This is a genomic window from Mesorhizobium kowhaii (genome assembly GCF_003253745.1).
GTDB lineage: Bacteria > Pseudomonadota > Alphaproteobacteria > Rhizobiales > Rhizobiaceae > Mesorhizobium > Mesorhizobium kowhaii.
Map to the genome: position 1 here is coordinate 237,453 of NZ_MZXV01000051.1, position 16,040 is coordinate 253,492.

A 16,040-nucleotide genomic window follows, 5' to 3' on the forward strand; every position below is an offset into this window, starting at 1 on the left:
AAAGGGTTTGAGCTGATGCAGAAAGCCTGGGAGGAGGCGTCATGCTGGAACTGAGAAACGTCACCAAGATGGTCGGTGCGGTCGAGCATATCCGCGACGTGTCGCTGACGCTTCAGCACGGCTCGCTCAACGTCCTGCTTGGGCCCACGCTTTCCGGCAAGACCAGCCTGATGCGGCTGATGGCCGGTCTCGATGTACCGACCTCCGGTTCGGTCTGGTTCGACGGCCAGAATGTCACCGGCGTGCCCGTGCAGAAGCGCAAGATCGCCATGGTCTACCAGCAGTTCATCAACTATCCGGCGATGACCGTCTACGAGAACATCGCCTCGCCGCTGCGGGTGGCTGGCACCGATCAGGCCAAGATCGACAAGGAAGTGCGCGAGGCCGCGGCCCTGCTCAAGCTGACACCCTATCTCGACCGCACGCCGCTCAGCCTGTCGGGCGGGCAGCAGCAGCGCACCGCCCTGGCGCGCGCCATCGTCAAGAATGCCAGCCTCGTGCTGCTCGACGAGCCGCTTGCCAATCTCGACTACAAATTGCGCGAAGAACTACGCGCCGAGCTGCCGAGGATTTTTGCCGCCGCCGGCACCATCTTCGTCTATGCCACGACCGAACCGCATGAAGCGCTGCTGCTCGGCGGCAATACGGCGACACTTTCCGAAGGACGCATCACCCAGTTCGGCCCGACCATCGAGGTGTTCCGCAAGCCGGCCGATCTGGTGACGGCAAGGACCTTCGCCGATCCGCCGCTCAACACCATCGTGCTGGCCAAGAAGGGCCCGGATTTCCTGCTCGAAGGCGGCGTGAAACTGCCGGTGCCGACCGAGCTCTCGGGCATTGCCGATGCCAACTATACGATCGGCTTCCAGCCGCATCATCTGTCGCTCGAACGGCCCAATGCCTTGGCCGTGCCGGTGCGCGCAAAGGTCACGATCACCGAAATCACCGGGTCGGAGAGCTTCATCCATCTCGACTTCGCCGACGTGCGCTGGGTCATGCTGACCCACGGCATCCGCCATTTCGAGCCCGACGAAGTGGTCGAGGTGTTCATCGATCCGCGCCACATCATGGTTTTCGACGAGCACGGCCGCGCCGTCAGCGCGCCGAAGCTGGCGGCATAGGAGGGCGATATGGCGCGCATCGACGTCAATCATGTCAGGCATTCCTATCTGCCGAACCCGCGGACGGATGCCGATTTCGCGCTGCGCGAAGTGCATCACACCTTCGAGGATGGCGGCGCCTATGCGCTGCTCGGACCGTCCGGTTGCGGCAAGACCACGCTGCTCAACATCATCTCGGGCCTGCTTCATCCCTCGCATGGCCAGTTGCTGTTCAACGGCAGGGACGTGACCAACCTGTCGACGCAGGAGCGCAACATCGCGCAGGTGTTCCAGTTCCCGGTCATCTACGACACCATGACCGTCTACGACAATCTGGCCTTCCCGCTGCGCAACCGCGGCGTGCCGGAAGCCGATGTCGACCGCAAGGTGCGCGAGACACTGGAAATGATCGATCTGGCGTCCTGGGCAAAGAAGAAGGCGAGGGGCCTGACCGCCGACCAGAAGCAGAAGATTTCGCTTGGCCGTGGACTGGTGCGGTCCGACGTCAACGCCATCCTGTTCGATGAACCGCTGACCGTCATCGACCCGCATATGAAGTGGGTGCTGCGCTCGCAATTGAAGCAGCTGCACCGCCGCTTCGGCTACACCATGGTCTATGTCACCCACGACCAGACCGAGGCGCTGACCTTCGCCGATCAGGTTGTGGTGATGTATGATGGCGGCATCGTGCAGATCGGCACGCCGGCGGAACTGTTCGAACGGCCGCGCCACACTTTTGTCGGCTATTTCATCGGCTCGCCCGGCATGAACGTCATGCCGGTGGCAATCGACGGCAAGACGGCGACGCTCGGCTCGCAGCGGATCGAACTCCCGGGCGCGCCGAAGGCAGACAGTGGCGCCATCGAGCTTGGAATCCGTCCCGAATATGTGCGGCTTGGCCGCGACGGCATGGCCGTTTCGATCAGCAAGGTCGAGGATGTCGGACGCCACAAAGTGGTGCGCGCCAAGCTGGAAGGCCGCGACATCGCGGCGGTTATCGGCGAGGACGAGACCGTGCCGGCCGAACCGAAGGTGCGGTTCGATCCGGCCGGCATCAACATCTATGCCGATTCCTGGCGCGTCGAGATGGGGGCATAGATGGAAAAGACCTGGAACAACAAGGCCTGGTTCCTGGTGCTGCCGGTCCTGGTGCTGGTGGCGTTCTCGGCCGTCATTCCGCTGATGACGGTCGTCAACTATTCGGTGCAGGACACGTTCGGCAACAATGTCTTCTTCTGGGCCGGCACCGAATGGTTCGAGGAACTGCTCTCGTCCAGCCGCTTCTGGGAAGCGATGGTCCGCAACCTGATCTTCTCCTTCATCATCCTCTCCATCCAAGTGCCGCTCGGCATCTTCATCGCGCTCAACATGCCGAAAAAGGGCTGGGGCGTGCCGGTCTGCCTGGTGCTGATGGCGCTGCCGCTGCTGATCCCGTGGAACGTCGTCGGCACCATCTGGCAGGTCTTCGGCCGCAACGACATCGGCCTGCTCGGCTACTACGTCAACGCGCTCGGCATCGACTACAACTACGTGCAGGATCCGTTCGACGCCTGGGTCACCATCATCATCATGGATGTCTGGCACTGGACGAGCCTGGTCGTGCTGCTGTGCTATGCCGGCCTGGTTTCCATTCCCGATGCCTTCTATCAGGCGGCCAAGATCGACGGTGCTTCGCGATGGGCGGTGTTCCGCTACATCCAGCTGCCGAAGATGCAGCGCGTGCTTTTGATCGCCGTGCTTTTGCGCTTCATGGACAGTTTCATGATCTATACCGAACCTTTCGTCGTCACTGGCGGCGGTCCCGGCAATTCGACGACGTTCCTGTCGATCGACCTCGTCAAGACCGCGCTCGGTCAGTTCGACCTTGGCCCGGCGGCTGCCATGTCGCTGGTCTACTTCCTCATCATCCTGTTGTTGTCGTGGGTGTTCTACACCGTGATGACCAATTACGACGCGGAGCGCTGAGATGAGCGGCGCCAACGAAAGAGCGGACAGAGTGAACGAGACGACAGCTTCGGGAGAACTGGCCAGCACGCTGTCGCAGGATGAGGTCGCCCGGCTGATGCGGCGTCGCGGCGAGGAATCGCGCTGGTGGTGGATCGTGCCGACGGTCTACATCATCGTTCTCTTGCTGCCGATCTACTGGCTCATCAACATGAGCTTCAAGACCAACGCCGAGATCGTCTCCTCGCTGACGCTCTATCCGCACGCGCCGACGATCGCCAATTACGTCACCATCTTCACGGACGCCTCCTGGTATTCGGGCTACATCAACTCGATCACCTATGTGGTGATGAACATGGTGATTTCGGTGGCCGCGGCGTTGCCGGCGGCCTACGCCTTCTCGCGTTATCGCTTCCTCGGCGACAAGCATCTGTTCTTCTGGCTTTTGACCAACCGCATGGCGCCGCCGGCGGTGTTCGCGCTGCCGTTCTTCCAGCTCTACTCGGCCTTCGGCCTGATCGACACCCATATCGCGGTGGCGCTGGCACACTGCCTGTTCAACGTGCCTTTGGCGGTGTGGATCCTTGAAGGCTTCATGTCGGGCGTGCCGAAGGAAATCGACGAGACCGCCTATATCGACGGCTATTCGTTCCCGCGTTTCTTCGTCAAGATCTTCATGCCGCTGATCGCCAGCGGCATCGGCGTCGCCTGCTTCTTCTGCTTCATGTTCTCATGGGTGGAATTGCTGATTGCCCGCACGCTGACCACGACCGACGCCAAACCGATCGCCGCCACCATGACGCGCACGGTTTCCGCCGCCGGCATGGATTGGGGCCTGCTTGCAGCGGCTGGTGTGCTGACGCTGATCCCCGGCGCGCTCGTCATCTGGTTCGTCCGCAACTATATCGCCAAGGGCTTCGCCCTGGGGAGGGTATGACAATGAACTTCGACCTCTCCTGGATGGCGTGGACGTGGCCGACGGCGGCCTTCTTCGCAACCATTCTTCTGCTGCTGTGTGGCATGGCGGTGTGGGAATACGCCTCGCCGGGCGGCAATCCGCGCGTTGGCATCCTGCGCTTCGAGACGACGCGCGGCGACCGTCTCTTCCTATCGCTGCTTGGCAGCGCGTTTATCCATCTCGCTTGGCTGGGTCTTGTCGGACCCAGTCTCTGGTGGGCTCTCGCTCTCTCCGTGGTCTACGCCATCGGCGTGTTCCGCTACGTATAGAGGGGGAAACTGTTGGAGCGACCGCGTGCCGGCGGCTGCTCCAGATCACACTTGAACCTGAAACAGTGGAGGAAACTTATGCGACGGCAATTTTTAACATCAACGACTGCCCTTGTCCTATTGCTCGGCGTGGGCAACGCCTACGCCGGGATGGACGAGGCAAAAGCCTTTCTGGACAAGGAGATAGGTCCGCTCTCGACGCTTTCGCGCGCCGACCAGGAAGCCGAAATGCAGTGGTTTATTGACGCAGCCAAGCCGTTCGCCGGCATGGACATCAAGGTCGTCTCCGAAACCATCGCCACGCACCAGTATGAATCGCAGGTGCTGGCGCCGGCCTTTACCGCCATCACCGGTATCAAGGTCACGCATGACGTCATCCAGGAAGGCGACGTCGTCGAGAAGATCCAGACCCAGATGCAGACCGGCCAGAACCTCTATGACGGCTGGGTCAACGATTCCGATCTGATCGGCACCCACTGGCGCTACCAGCAGGTGCGCAACCTGACCGACTGGATGTCGGGCGACGGCAAGGATGTCACCAATCCGAACCTCGACCTGAAGGACTTCATCGGCACCTCGTTCACGACGGCGCCCGACAAGAAGCTCTATCAGCTTCCCGACCAGCAGTTCGCCAACCTCTACTGGTTCCGTTACGACTGGTTCAACGACGAGAACAACAAGGCGGACTTCAAGGCCAAGTACGGCTACGAACTCGGCGTGCCGGTCAACTGGTCGGCCTATGAGGACATTGCCGAATTCTTCACCGGCCGTGAGATCGACGGCAAGAAGGTCTATGGCCACATGGACTATGGCAAGAAGGACCCGTCGCTCGGCTGGCGGTTCACCGACGCCTGGCTGTCGATGGCTGGCAACGGCGACAAGGGCATTCCGAACGGCCTGCCGGTCGACGAATGGGGCATCAAGGTCGACGAGAATTCGCGACCCGTCGGCTCCTGCACGGCACGCGGCGGCGACACCAACGGCCCGGCCGCTGTCTACTCGATCCAGAAATATCTCGACTGGCTGAAAGCCTATGCACCGGCGGAAGCCCAGGGCATGACGTTCTCTGAATCCGGACCGGTTCCGGCGCAGGGCGCGGTTGCCCAGCAAATCTTCTGGTACACCGCCTTCACCGCTTCGATGGTCGATGCCGGCGCCAAGGCAGTGTTGAACGACGACGGCACGCCGAAATGGCGCATGGCGCCGTCGCCGCATGGCGTCTACTGGAAGGACGGCATGAAGCTCGGCTATCAGGACGTCGGTTCCTGGACGCTGATGAAGTCGACGCCGACCGACCGCGCCAAGGCCGCCTGGCTCTACGCGCAGTTCGTCACCTCGAAGACCGTGGACGTGAAGAAGAGCCATGTCGGCTTGACCTTCATCCGCGAGAGCACGATCCACGACAAGAGCTTCACCGAGCGTGCACCGAAGCTCGGCGGCTTGATCGAGTTCTATCGCTCGCCGGCCCGCGTCCAGTGGTCGCCGACCGGCACCAACGTGCCTGACTATCCGAAGCTGGCACAGCTCTGGTGGCAGGCGATCGGCGATGCGTCGTCGGGTGCCAAGAGCGCGCAGGAAGCCATGGACTCGCTCTGCGGCGAGCAGGAAAAGGTCATGAGCCGCATCGAGAAGTCGGGCGTTCAGGGCGATATCGGCCCGAAGATGGCCGAAGAGCATGACCTCGCCTACTGGAACGCCGACGCGGTCAAGAAAGGCAATCTCGCACCTCAGCTCAAGATCGAGAACGAGAAGGAAAAGCCGATCACCATCAACTACGACGAACTGGTGAAAAGCTGGCAGAAATAGGCTGTCCTATGCGGGCGTTCGCGCCCGTGTGACATTGGGGGAGGCGGCATGTTGCCGTCTCCCCTGTTTGTATCAAGGCGGAGGACGTGGGAATGAGCGGTTTTGTGCTGGCAATCGACCAGGGAACGACATCGACCCGGGCGATCCTGTTCGACGGCCAGATGAAGGTTGTCGGCAGCGGGCAGAAGGAATTCACCCAGCACTATCCGGCCTCCGGCTGGGTCGAGCATGACCCCGAGGAAATCTGGGCGAGCGTCGTGACGACGGTGAAGGCTGCGCTGAAGCAAGCCGGCCACGCCGCTGCGGATGTCACGGCCATCGGCATCACCAACCAGCGCGAAACTGTCGTCATCTGGGACAGGGCGACCGGCAAGCCGATCCACAATGCCATTGTCTGGCAGGACCGGCGCACCGCGACGCTCTGCCAGAAGCTGAAGAAGCAGGGGCTTGAGAAGAAATTCACCCGAAAGACCGGCCTGCTGCTCGATCCCTATTTCTCCGGCACCAAGATCGCCTGGATGCTCGACAAGGTCAAAGGAGCAAGGCGGCGTGCCGAGAAGGGCGAGCTGCTCGCCGGCACCATCGACAGTTTTTTGATCTGGCGCCTGACCGCCGGCAAGGTCCATGCCACGGACGCCACCAACGCCTCGCGCACGCTGGTCTACAACATCGCAGAGAATGCCTGGGACGACGAGTTGCTTTCGATTCTCAACATCCCGGCGAAAATGCTTCCTGAGGTAAAAGACTGTGCCGATGACTATGGAATCACGGAGAAAAATCTCTTCGGCGCCGAGATAAGAATCCTCGGCGTTGCCGGCGACCAGCATGCCGCGACCATTGGCCAGGCCTGCTTCGAGCCGGGCATGATGAAGTCGACCTACGGCACTGGCTGTTTTGCGCTGCTCAACACTGGCAGCGACCTGGTGCGCTCGAAGAACCGGCTGCTGACGACCATTGCCTATAGGCTGAACGGCAAGACGACCTATGCGCTGGAAGGCTCGATCTTTATTGCGGGTGCTGCCGTGCAATGGCTGCGCGATGGCATAAAGGTGATCGGCAAGGCCGAGCAGAGCGGCAAACTGGCGGCCGAGGCTGATCCGACGCAGAATGTCTACCTGGTGCCGGCCTTCGTCGGGCTCGGCTCACCGCATTGGGATGCCGAGGCACGCGGCGCCATCTTTGGGCTGACCCGCAATTCCGGTCCGGCGGAGTTTGCTCGCGCGGCGCTTGAAGCCGTCGCCTACCAGACGCGCGACCTGCTCGATGCCATGCGCAAGGACTGGAAGGGCGCTTCGGCAAAGACCGTGCTTCGGGTCGATGGCGGCATGGTGGCGTCGGACTGGACCATGCAGCGCCTGGCCGACATCCTCGACGCGCCGGTCGATCGCCCGACCATTCTGGAGACGACGGCGCTCGGTGCCGCATGGCTCGCCGGCTCGAAGGCCGGCGTCTGGCCGGATGCCAAGAAGTTTGCGAAAAGCTGGGCGCTGGAGCGGCGTTTCCAGCCGGATATGGATAGCGCCATGCGCTCCGCCAAGCTGGCAGGCTGGCGCGATGCTGTGCGCAGGACTCTGAGTGTGCAATAAATCCGCATCAGATTCTTAGGGCGAGGGGAAATGGAGCCAGGCGCGACGAGGCCGTTGAGCAACTGCATGCCAAGAATGACCGCTTGCATAAGGAATTCCGCCTCGGCAGTTGGTCACGCTACGATTATGACATGACGACCGGCAGGCTCCTGTTTTCCAAAGACGGGGCCGTCAAGGTGATCACCGAGATCCAGATTGCCGGCTCCACGAGCGCCAAGGCAGACAACTGGCTGTGGGCCTGGGCAAATTCAAATTTACCCGACGATCTCCTCACCGACGCAAAGCTCGTTCGATCCTTCGGCGAGAAGAACAGCATTGATGCGCTGGCTCAGGCTTACGTGACGGATGCGGATAATGACCTGGAAGCGCTCGGTTGGGAATTGACCGGTGCAATGGTTCGAATTTGCGATGCCCTTGGAGCGTACCGCTCACCGCGTGGTGAAGGCGGTGCGCTTTATCTCATCTTCAAGAGCGTCAGCTGGGCAGGCTGATCCTGGGTCGCCATTGCTTACGAAAAAGGCCCGCGCCATGGCACGGACCTTTCCACGCGACACTATCAGTTACTGGTACTCACCCGTGATCAGTAGGGGGAACGGCACTCCTGGCGAGGACCGTAATTCGGCTGGAACGTGTTGTCCGAAGAGCGGTAGCTGCGATAGCGATCATAGCACCACTGCACATGCGAGTTGCCTTCGTAGACACGGTTGTTTTCGTTGTTGATGATCGCGCCGGTGATCAGGGCACCGGTGGCGAAGGCAGCCAGCGGGAACCAGTTGTCGCCGTGACGACGATAGCCGCGATGGTACTCGCGGTAGCCGCGATGACCATTCCAGTAGGCGCCGCCGTCATTGTTTCGGGCAAAGTTACGACGGTTGCCGAAATTGCGGTTGCCATGGCGGTTATGACGCCATTGGAAATTCCTATCGCCGTTGCGGGCTTCGACGTTCAGGATATTTGATGAGGCCTCCGGTGCCTGCGGCACGAACACCTGGGCGGCATTGGCCGGCATGGCAGTCGCTGCAAACGAAACTGACAGAGTGGTCGCCAGTATACCCGATACGATCTTGTTCATTCTTCTTCTCCTTCGAAAGGGTGATTGACGTCCCTTGTGGTGGGAGAACGGACGAGCCCAGCAATTGTTCCGCGCAAAAATATCAAGTTGCTGATTTGTAATATTTCTTTGGCCTGGCAATGGCAGCAGGGGCCGTTCATTCGGCTGCTCTGGACGGCTCTCGACGTCCTGGTCGAAGTGGCCAGACAGACGACATGGCATTGCTGGGAAAGCTTGGCTTGGCGATACTCTTTTTCCGGTTGACCGGTCGAGGCACTCTCCCTATGTTCCGCGCAATTTCGAGGGCGGCCTTTAGAGCCCGCGGGAGCGCGTAGCTCAGCCGGTAGAGCAACTGACTTTTAATCAGTAGGTCATGGGTTCGAATCCCATCGCGCTCACCAGAAATTTCCAAGCTAGAACAATCACATAAAGTTTCGCTTCCGAAACGACTGTCCTGCCAAAATCTGACAAGGCTAACAGACGGCTAACAAAAAGCCCGCCACCGTGAGGCAGCGGGCCAAAACCGTCACGGTGACGGATTTCAGTTGTGGTCGGGCTGTTCGCCGTTCGCCCTGATGCCTTCAAGCGTCCCAATCCCTGCATTGAGCTTCGCTAGACCTTCACTAAGCACAGCTTCTAGAGCACTGCGCTCCTGCATGTCATCGATGTCGGCCAACGCCATCAGCGCTGCGAAAAAAAGATGCTGTACCATTGTGATGTTGTCGATTGCGTCGATCGCGTCACTCATAGCGCACCAGCACTTCCTGTGACTTGAGGTCGTCCGGCCACATGATCGTTTCGCCGTAGTCCTCCGGGCAATACCCTTCGGCGTCGTGGCCGTCCTCGTCGTCGCAGTCGTCCTGCTCGCGATCGTCGCATTCCATGTGGCAGCCGGGGCGCTCTCCCCAGCCCAGCGACGACTCGTCGTCTCCGGTAGCCTCGTCGTCGCAATAGTCAGCTTCCATGAGGTCCAGCGCCGTTATCAGCGACATGGCGCGGTCCAGGAGGTCGTTCAGGCGCTTCTCGACCGACTGGCGCCATTCGCGCGGGTCCATGCCCTTCGGCATTCCAAGGGGCTTCAGGACGGGCGTGTGCGCGTTCATGACAGCACCGCCCGCGCTTCGGCATAGAAGGCGTCCTCGTCATCACACGGCGCGAAGCTGCCATAGATGGAAATCATCATGACCTTGGCCAATAGTTCGGTCGTCGTCTTCGCCGGTATCTCCCTTACGCGGTCCTCGACCGCCTTCATGGCTTCGCAAAGGCGAGATATCTTATTGTCATCGTCAAGCGTCGGATCTCGGTAGGTCCGAACATAGAGCGCGTCCCATTCGCGGAACGCCGCCATGATCGGGCTCTCATAGATTTGCGCCCGCCAATCGGGGTTCCATTCGTCCATTGCCTCGGTAAGCGTCGCAGCTATGCGCCTGACGCGGTCGTCTATGCTTTCGACGGGAAGCACTGAAACCGCTCCCGCCGCCACTGTGGCGGCACCTATGACCGGAACAGAAGCGAAGGCGCCAATCAGGGCGCGGCGGGAAAATCTCCCCAGGATGGGCATTACCTCGGCAGCGGGCAAAGCTTCGCCGGCCGCCGGAAACGATGGTTTCGGCATTGGATTTCTCCGATCAGTTGTGATACTTACACTTGTGAAATTAGCACAAGGATCATGAGTTGTGAAGCCTGCACAAGTGAGGATGGCTAGAGCGGCTTTGAATTGGTCCCTGACCGACCTTTCAAAGGCTGCCGGAGTTCACCGCAACACGATCTCAAATTTCGAGACAGGCAGGTATGGCGGTTCGGAAGAGGCATTGGCAGCGATCGAGCAAGCTCTCGTCGCGGCCGGCGTCGAGTTCATCGCCGAGAACGGCGGCGGCGCCGGGGTGAGGCTGCGGAAGGGCTAGGGATGGACCGGTTCATACGAACGATTCGACCTTCGCTAGGCCATAGCTGACGTTTCCGCCGCCTGCCGAATAGCCGCTCACATTCACGGTGCCTGCTTCGCTCACTGCAGCCTTGGAATACCCGTTCCAGTTGGTGGCGCCGGTATCAATGCCGACGGCCGATGTTGCGCTGAAATGCATCGACACGATTAAGTTCTTGCTCGCGTCGACCGTATAGGTGATCTCGTCAGAAAGGATCGAATTGCCCGTCGTCACCGTGACGCCTGCGTTGCCGCCATTGAATAGCAATTGCGTTGGCGTCGTCTCGAAATCGTAGGTATCGCCCACGGATGCGCCTGCCCCAATATAGCAGGAATCGATGGTGAAACCGGCCGAACTCCCTGCTTTCAAAGTCACGCGGACTTTCGATCCGCCACCGTTGGAAAGACCGGCCGCGAGTATCCGCTCGCGATGAGTGTAGCCGTTCCAACCGCCATTGTTGCCGGTAGGGTTCGCTTGGGCGTTGGTCTGCCAGGTCGCAACGTGCGACGAACTATTCGCGACGACCGACGGGAAAGGAAAAGTCATCTTTCGTACTCCTTCAGCGTTCAAATATGGCGATGGAATAAGGCTCACAAACGGAACGGGCGATGTCCCTGACGCCGGCCGTGATGTCGATGACAGAGCCGTCAATCATGTCGTCTAAGACACCCTCAAAGGCGATTTCAGACGCGTCGTAGCCGCCGGCCTGCATGAGGGCCGTTAGAAAATCGGTTAGCTCCCCTTGCGTGCCGTCGCCCGATCCGTCGAAGAATGCGCGAAATGGCTGGGCTAACAATTGATGGGTGTTCACGGTCAGGTTGGATCGGCCGTCGTAGACCACCTTCGGCACCTCTCCCGAAGGATTGGCAATCGATGTCGTCAGGCCGGTATCGAGGTCGGTGAAACTGTAGGACGTCACGTCCTGGAAGAAAAACACCCCATCGAGGCGATGCAGGTCCGGGTCAGGAAAGCTCGCGGTGATCTGATAGGGCACGGCTTGCGTCCAGACCGTCGCGCCGGTCGCTCCGTCAACGCGGATGATCTGCTGATCATCGGTGAAAACGATCAGATCCCCGTCATGCCAGAGAACATAAACCAGGTCGGTAGCGAAGGTCGCAAACTCGGTAGTGGTCGAGATCGCTCCCGTCGAGGTGATGACCGCTTTGACCAGCTTGTTATCGGCACACATCCATAGGTCTGCATTGTTGGAGCGAACCGCGCCGAACACCATGGATGGCACTTCGCTGTAACCCTCCCAGCCACCGGTGAATAACGTTCTGGTGATGCTTTCTTCCTTGATCAGGTAGATCAAGAGGACGCCAAGATGGGCATGCGCGACGTAGACGGAAGCCGAGCCAAACCGACATAGGGCGCCCGTCTGGATAAACTGGATCGTGCCGCCTGTGTCTTCGGCCACGATCGCGCCGGTTTCGATGTCGATTAGAACTGCGTACCAAGTCAGGCCACCGCCGGAGCGTTGGAAGAATGCCAGGAGGCAGCCGAGTTGCGGGATCAACCGAATGGTGCCGCTATCAATATCGGAATAGCTGAAGGCGTTGAAACTGATCGGGATGGCGTAAATTTCGCGAAGGCCGGCAATGTGAAAACGGCGGATCCAGAAATCACCATCGAGAGCGTAGAAGGTGTTAGAATCCCAATCCACAACGGGCACCGTGTAGAGTCTGGTCGGCAACAGGATCGTGAAATTGTCGATGTCGACCGAAGATGCTTCTTGTATCCATTCCGCCTCGAAAACCGGCGGCGCACCGAGACCGACGATATCGAAATCAGTGACGACGATATCGAGATAGCCACGATGGGCGGAGACGTTTTCTTCTCCTTCCTCGGCAACCATGGTTGGATCACGAAGCTGGGTCGATCGCCCATCATAAGCAGTGAACTGCAAGCCGTCCTGCCTGTAGCCCGTCGTCGCATCATAGATCAGCCTGCCGTTGGCGTAGAACTTCCGAAGCGTCCACGTCGAGTCCGGAACGAGCGGCCGCGCGAACCGCAACCTGGCCGACATGTTGGCCGTGGTAGAGGTTGTCGATTGGATGATGCCCCAAAAACCGGATTCCTGATGCGTTTCCGTCACTGTCAGGATAGGAGCCACCCAAATATAGGCGCTAGGCAGCCGCGCCTTGAACCATACGACCGGGATCGTCTGACCGTAAGCAGACGTCGGAAGGCTTGTTTGAACCTCCGGAATCGCAACGATTGGCGCTGGGGTGTCCTTGTGCTGGAGCCATATGCCAACGAAAGCCTTTGTGCCGGGAAGCGACATTAACCGGCCCCCATCTCGCAAATGGAGTCGATGAGTGCGGCCGGACAGCGAGGCTCTTCAACCAGGGAGATCTCATCAATCCGGAGCACCTGGCGAACAAAGGAAATACCGGAGGCAATCGGTCTTGCCATGGTTTCCTTGCGGCCGAGCGAAAGGCCAGGCAGTTTCCCCGACACCATGAGATCCCGCGCCAATTGAGCGCGCGGCGAATCTGAAAAGACCTCGCCCACGCAAAGAAGGCCCCGGTCGTCTTCTCGAATTTTAAGCCATCTGCCGATTTCCTCACCTTCATGCTCAAGCAACATTTGAGGTTGAAAACCGCGCTGGATCAGCTGGTGGAACGCGCCGGCGCCTACGACAAATTCATCGTTGCAGATAACACCCCAGGCGATGGCATAGCCGGCGATCATCATTTGCAAGCCGCCTCCAGATCCTGCCGGATTTCCCACATCATCGGCCAATCTGCCACCCAAGCCGTGCCGCTTCCCCACTCTGGCGGCTCCGGCCCGTCGACTTCGAGTGGATTCGGCTGCCAAGGCTTCAGCGCCAGGGCATGGTAGAGGCCCATGCGGTCGCCGGCCTTGAATGCGTCGATCGCGGCGGGACTGATCCAGCGCTTGATGTCGCGGCGAAGTGGCGTGCGCTTTGTGGCCATTCAGGGCGCTCCGAACTCGTCTAAGGCCCAAGGTGTTTCGCGCGTGTCGGTCGGCTTCCATGAGGCCAGGAACGCGCCTCCCAGGCGCTTCCATGCCTCGGGAGCGGCGGCTTTGACTTCAGCGTCGGTGAACAGTCCAAACGGTTCCAGATCGTTGAAGAAATCAAACTCGCATGTGAACGCGTCGGACCATGCGGCAAGCTCTGCCGCACTGCCTATCTGTCGGCGCCGAAGCGGCGTGCGTTTCGTTGCCAATTCGCTAGCCTTCCCATCCGACACCGCCAGAAGGCCGGCCAGGACCGGCGCGCACCGGCTCAAGATCCAGGCCCAGGCGGGCGAGCGTGCGGATGCACAGCGAACGCGATGCGATCTCGTGCTTCAAGCCGGGATGATCCCTGAGCCCGGCCTTGGTCCGAATGACAGCGCCGTCAGCATCGATTTGCGCCTTCAGTGCCTCGGCCCGGTCGAGCGCCTGACAGGCCGTCACCAGGAATTCAATGCCGGCGGCGTCTTCAATGCCGTATTGGCTATGGACTGACTGCCAGAGAGCGCGGCCGTGCTCGCCAAGGGGACGAGGTGGCGCCGGGCTCTTGGGCGGGTTGTTGGCTACCAGTTTGAGGTTTTTCGCCATTTATTTTTTTGCCTCACCAATGAAATGCTCAATTTAATGAAAGATAATGGATGGGGGCCGGTCGCATGGTTTGCTCGCAGGAATCGGCAAAGTCCCCCCCGGTCAGTTGACCGCATGGGAAGGCGCGGATGGTTCGCTTGCGAAGCGCGTGATCTCACCCATCGTCTTCTTGTGCCACTCGCGCAGTAGCTCGGCGTACGCGTCGACAGATGCCTTGATCTCGTCAGCGGTGCCGCCTTTGCTTTGGATGAATTCGGCGTGCTCGTGCAGCGCCGCGCGCATCGCATCGGTTAGCTTGGCGTCGGCTTCGGTGAGCGTCATTTGGTTGCCCTCGGGTTAGTGACGGTGACGGGCTTGTCGCCCTTGCTGGATAGCTGCCACAGTGAGGCGTTGTTGCCGGGCACGATGCCTTCCGGCACGTCGGCGAGCGCCGTCCACATGCTGCTTTGATACGTGACGCAAGAGCCCCTCTGGTAGGGCAGCGCGCGCTGATAGGTGCCGGCATACTTCACGCCGATCACCTTGCCCTCTTCCAGGGCTTTGATGCGTGCTTCTGCTGCTTCATGTGTCTTGCGACTGATCACGTGGAATTCGGCGAGCAGATCAAACACCATCCGTGTCGACAACGGCTTGAGAAGGTCTGTGAACCCGTTGCTATCGATAAGGAGCTGGCGAACCTCACGGACTTCGGCAATAAACGCCTCGTCGTCCGCGCTTCTCTTGCCGGCCGCTTTGTCTCTGATGCGTTTTGCTTCGCTCATGATGGCGCTCCCTCCGATCACGGGCTGTTTCCAGAGCCCCAATCGACGCCAGTCAGCTTGAACACGCTGTTCGCGCGGACGGCTTTGGCGCCGGCCCAGCATGAGGCAACGATGCCGACGAGGTTGCGTTGGAACAGCGGAATGAGCGTGGTCGAGGTTGTGGCCGGGCTGTCGGGACTGTCGTCCATCTGCACGGTCGCATGCTTGAATCGCTCGATCGTGACCGCGTCGGAATTGCCGGCAATGCCGCTGGCGTCGATCGCGTAGAACTCGCCGCTTGCAATTGCATCGGACGGGATCAACGGCGTCTTCAAAAGCGTGCCGCCGGAAACCGGGTTGATATCACTGAAGGCGAATCCGCCGTCCACTGTCATGGTTGCAAGACTTTTGATCGTGTCGGGATGCGTGGCGAAATAGAGCCGCGATTGCTGCCCCAGGTCGAGCTCCGCCAACGCAACTCGCAAATCCTGCTGCACGGCCTGGACGGTCGAGCCCGAGCTCGCCGCTGTGTTGGCCGCAGCGGCCAGGATGGCCACGAATTTCTCATCGACGGCGACGACGGTAGCGCCTCGCAGTTCATGAGAAATCAAGGGATCGGAAAGCACGCCCAGCTTTAGCAACTCATCCGAAACGACGACGATCGAAGCCGCGCGGAACGGGTCGATGCTCTCAGTTTCGAGCGACAAGCGGCTGATCTTTTTCGCACTGCCTTCGCCGACAACATAGGCGTTGGCGCCGGCCGTGAGAGCCGTAAGCTTGCTCCTCAATGGAACGCGCAACATGCCGCCATCGAGCAAGCGGAAAAACAGGCCGGAATTTCTCAAGCTATCAAGGAACGCCGACGTCACGATGTCGTACTGCGAAAGCTCCGAGCCCCATGTGTCGCCGTTTGCCTGGCCGGCAGCGACAGGGCTTTTGACGATCGACACAACACGCGGCGACAGGCCGGATTGTTCTGCGATCAGGCCGCGCTCTTCGGCCATTGGGGACGAAGCCATGACGCGGGCGATGCGGGCGAAGTCCATTCCCTTGTCGATGTCCAACGGGACAGAAATTGCAGCGCGCATAGT

22 protein-coding genes and 1 tRNA gene are annotated in these 16,040 nt (G+C 60.2%); 10 read left to right on the forward strand and 13 right to left on the reverse strand.

What is annotated here, in order from left to right; genetic code table 11:
• Nucleotides 1–41: 41 nt before the first annotated feature.
• From B5V02_RS23625 to B5V02_RS23660, 8 genes are all read left to right on the forward strand, one after another.
• The gene (locus tag B5V02_RS23625; protein ID WP_111546474.1) at nt 42–1,121 is read left to right on the forward strand and encodes an ABC transporter ATP-binding protein; all 1,080 of its coding nucleotides are present in this window, start codon (nt 42–44) and stop codon (nt 1,119–1,121) included.
• A gap of 9 nt (nt 1,122–1,130) precedes the next feature.
• On the forward strand, nt 1,131–2,198 hold the full coding sequence (locus B5V02_RS23630) for an ABC transporter ATP-binding protein (protein WP_111546475.1): 1,068 nt from the start codon (nt 1,131–1,133) through the stop codon (nt 2,196–2,198).
• Nucleotides 2,199–3,065: a carbohydrate ABC transporter permease gene (locus tag B5V02_RS23635; RefSeq protein WP_111546476.1), complete on the forward strand. Its 867-nt coding sequence runs from the start codon at nt 2,199–2,201 to the stop codon at nt 3,063–3,065. It abuts the gene before it with no gap.
• Between the two features lies 1 nt (nt 3,066).
• Nucleotides 3,067–3,981, forward strand: coding sequence for a carbohydrate ABC transporter permease (locus B5V02_RS23640; RefSeq protein WP_111546477.1), 915 nt, complete (start codon nt 3,067–3,069; stop codon nt 3,979–3,981).
• Nucleotides 3,982–3,983: 2 nt separating this feature from the next.
• On the forward strand, nt 3,984–4,271 hold the full coding sequence (locus B5V02_RS23645) for a DUF2160 domain-containing protein (RefSeq protein WP_095085033.1): 288 nt from the start codon (nt 3,984–3,986) through the stop codon (nt 4,269–4,271).
• A 78-nt stretch (nt 4,272–4,349) separates the two neighbouring features.
• Entirely contained in the window at nt 4,350–6,077 is a 1,728-nt protein-coding gene (locus tag B5V02_RS23650) for an ABC transporter substrate-binding protein (protein WP_111546478.1), read from the forward strand.
• Between the two features lie 92 nt (nt 6,078–6,169).
• Nucleotides 6,170–7,663, forward strand: coding sequence for a glycerol kinase GlpK (gene glpK, locus B5V02_RS23655; RefSeq protein WP_111546479.1), 1,494 nt, complete (start codon nt 6,170–6,172; stop codon nt 7,661–7,663).
• An 11-nt stretch (nt 7,664–7,674) separates the two neighbouring features.
• Complete coding sequence (locus B5V02_RS23660; protein ID WP_111546480.1) at nt 7,675–8,154, forward strand: DUF6882 domain-containing protein; 480 nt, start codon at nt 7,675–7,677, stop codon at nt 8,152–8,154.
• Nucleotides 8,155–8,243: 89 nt separating this feature from the next.
• On the opposite strand, the gene B5V02_RS23665 is transcribed toward B5V02_RS23660, so the two are convergent.
• Nucleotides 8,244–8,735, reverse strand: a complete 492-nt coding sequence (locus B5V02_RS23665; RefSeq protein ID WP_111546481.1) for a BA14K family protein — start codon at nt 8,733–8,735, stop codon at nt 8,244–8,246.
• Nucleotides 8,736–9,039: 304 nt separating this feature from the next.
• On the opposite strand from B5V02_RS23665, the gene B5V02_RS23670 reads away from it, so the two are divergent.
• Nucleotides 9,040–9,115, forward strand: a tRNA-Lys gene (locus B5V02_RS23670).
• A 140-nt stretch (nt 9,116–9,255) separates the two neighbouring features.
• On the opposite strand, the gene B5V02_RS23675 is transcribed toward B5V02_RS23670, so the two are convergent.
• From B5V02_RS23675 to B5V02_RS23685, 3 genes are read right to left on the reverse strand one after another with little or no spacing between them, the layout of a single operon-like run.
• On the reverse strand, nt 9,256–9,462 hold the full coding sequence (locus B5V02_RS23675) for a hypothetical protein (RefSeq protein ID WP_111546482.1): 207 nt from the start codon (nt 9,460–9,462) through the stop codon (nt 9,256–9,258).
• Nucleotides 9,455–9,817, reverse strand: coding sequence for a hypothetical protein (locus tag B5V02_RS23680; RefSeq protein WP_111546483.1), 363 nt, complete (start codon nt 9,815–9,817; stop codon nt 9,455–9,457). Before B5V02_RS23680 ends, B5V02_RS23675 begins: the two co-directional genes overlap by 8 nt.
• Complete coding sequence (locus tag B5V02_RS23685; protein WP_111546484.1) at nt 9,814–10,329, reverse strand: hypothetical protein; 516 nt, start codon at nt 10,327–10,329, stop codon at nt 9,814–9,816. Before B5V02_RS23685 ends, B5V02_RS23680 begins: the two co-directional genes overlap by 4 nt.
• Before the next feature lie 82 nt (nt 10,330–10,411).
• On the opposite strand from B5V02_RS23685, the gene B5V02_RS23690 reads away from it, so the two are divergent.
• A complete protein-coding gene (locus B5V02_RS23690; RefSeq protein WP_111546485.1) occupies nt 10,412–10,618 on the forward strand; it encodes a helix-turn-helix domain-containing protein in 207 nt (68 codons plus the stop codon).
• A gap of 12 nt (nt 10,619–10,630) precedes the next feature.
• Here the strand turns inward: B5V02_RS23690 and B5V02_RS23695 are convergent, their stop codons facing one another.
• The 9 genes from B5V02_RS23695 to B5V02_RS23725 all read right to left on the reverse strand — a co-directional run bounded on the left by B5V02_RS23695 (nt 10,631) and on the right by B5V02_RS23725 (nt 16,037).
• Complete coding sequence (locus B5V02_RS23695; RefSeq protein ID WP_111546486.1) at nt 10,631–11,185, reverse strand: hypothetical protein; 555 nt, start codon at nt 11,183–11,185, stop codon at nt 10,631–10,633.
• Between the two features lie 13 nt (nt 11,186–11,198).
• Complete coding sequence (locus B5V02_RS23700; RefSeq protein WP_111546487.1) at nt 11,199–12,923, reverse strand: hypothetical protein; 1,725 nt, start codon at nt 12,921–12,923, stop codon at nt 11,199–11,201.
• Nucleotides 12,923–13,336 carry an HK97 family phage prohead protease gene (locus B5V02_RS40745; RefSeq protein WP_167458631.1) on the reverse strand — a complete coding sequence of 138 codons (414 nt, stop codon included), beginning with the start codon at nt 13,334–13,336 and terminating at the stop codon, nt 12,923–12,925. The genes B5V02_RS23700 and B5V02_RS40745 overlap by 1 nt, the downstream gene beginning before the upstream one ends.
• Complete coding sequence (locus B5V02_RS40750) at nt 13,333–13,578, reverse strand: hypothetical protein (protein WP_167458632.1); 246 nt, start codon at nt 13,576–13,578, stop codon at nt 13,333–13,335. Before B5V02_RS40750 ends, B5V02_RS40745 begins: the two co-directional genes overlap by 4 nt.
• A complete protein-coding gene (locus tag B5V02_RS40755; RefSeq protein WP_167458633.1) occupies nt 13,579–13,833 on the reverse strand; it encodes a hypothetical protein in 255 nt (84 codons plus the stop codon).
• Nucleotides 13,834–13,837: 4 nt separating this feature from the next.
• On the reverse strand, nt 13,838–14,209 hold the full coding sequence (locus tag B5V02_RS23710) for a hypothetical protein (protein ID WP_111546489.1): 372 nt from the start codon (nt 14,207–14,209) through the stop codon (nt 13,838–13,840).
• A gap of 102 nt (nt 14,210–14,311) precedes the next feature.
• On the reverse strand, nt 14,312–14,530 hold the full coding sequence (locus tag B5V02_RS23715; RefSeq protein WP_111546490.1) for a hypothetical protein: 219 nt from the start codon (nt 14,528–14,530) through the stop codon (nt 14,312–14,314).
• Nucleotides 14,527–14,970, reverse strand: a complete 444-nt coding sequence (locus B5V02_RS23720; protein WP_146606142.1) for a transposase — start codon at nt 14,968–14,970, stop codon at nt 14,527–14,529. Before B5V02_RS23720 ends, B5V02_RS23715 begins: the two co-directional genes overlap by 4 nt.
• A 17-nt stretch (nt 14,971–14,987) precedes the next feature.
• Nucleotides 14,988–16,037, reverse strand: coding sequence for a phage major capsid protein (locus B5V02_RS23725; protein WP_111546492.1), 1,050 nt, complete (start codon nt 16,035–16,037; stop codon nt 14,988–14,990).
• Nucleotides 16,038–16,040 lie beyond the last annotated feature (3 nt).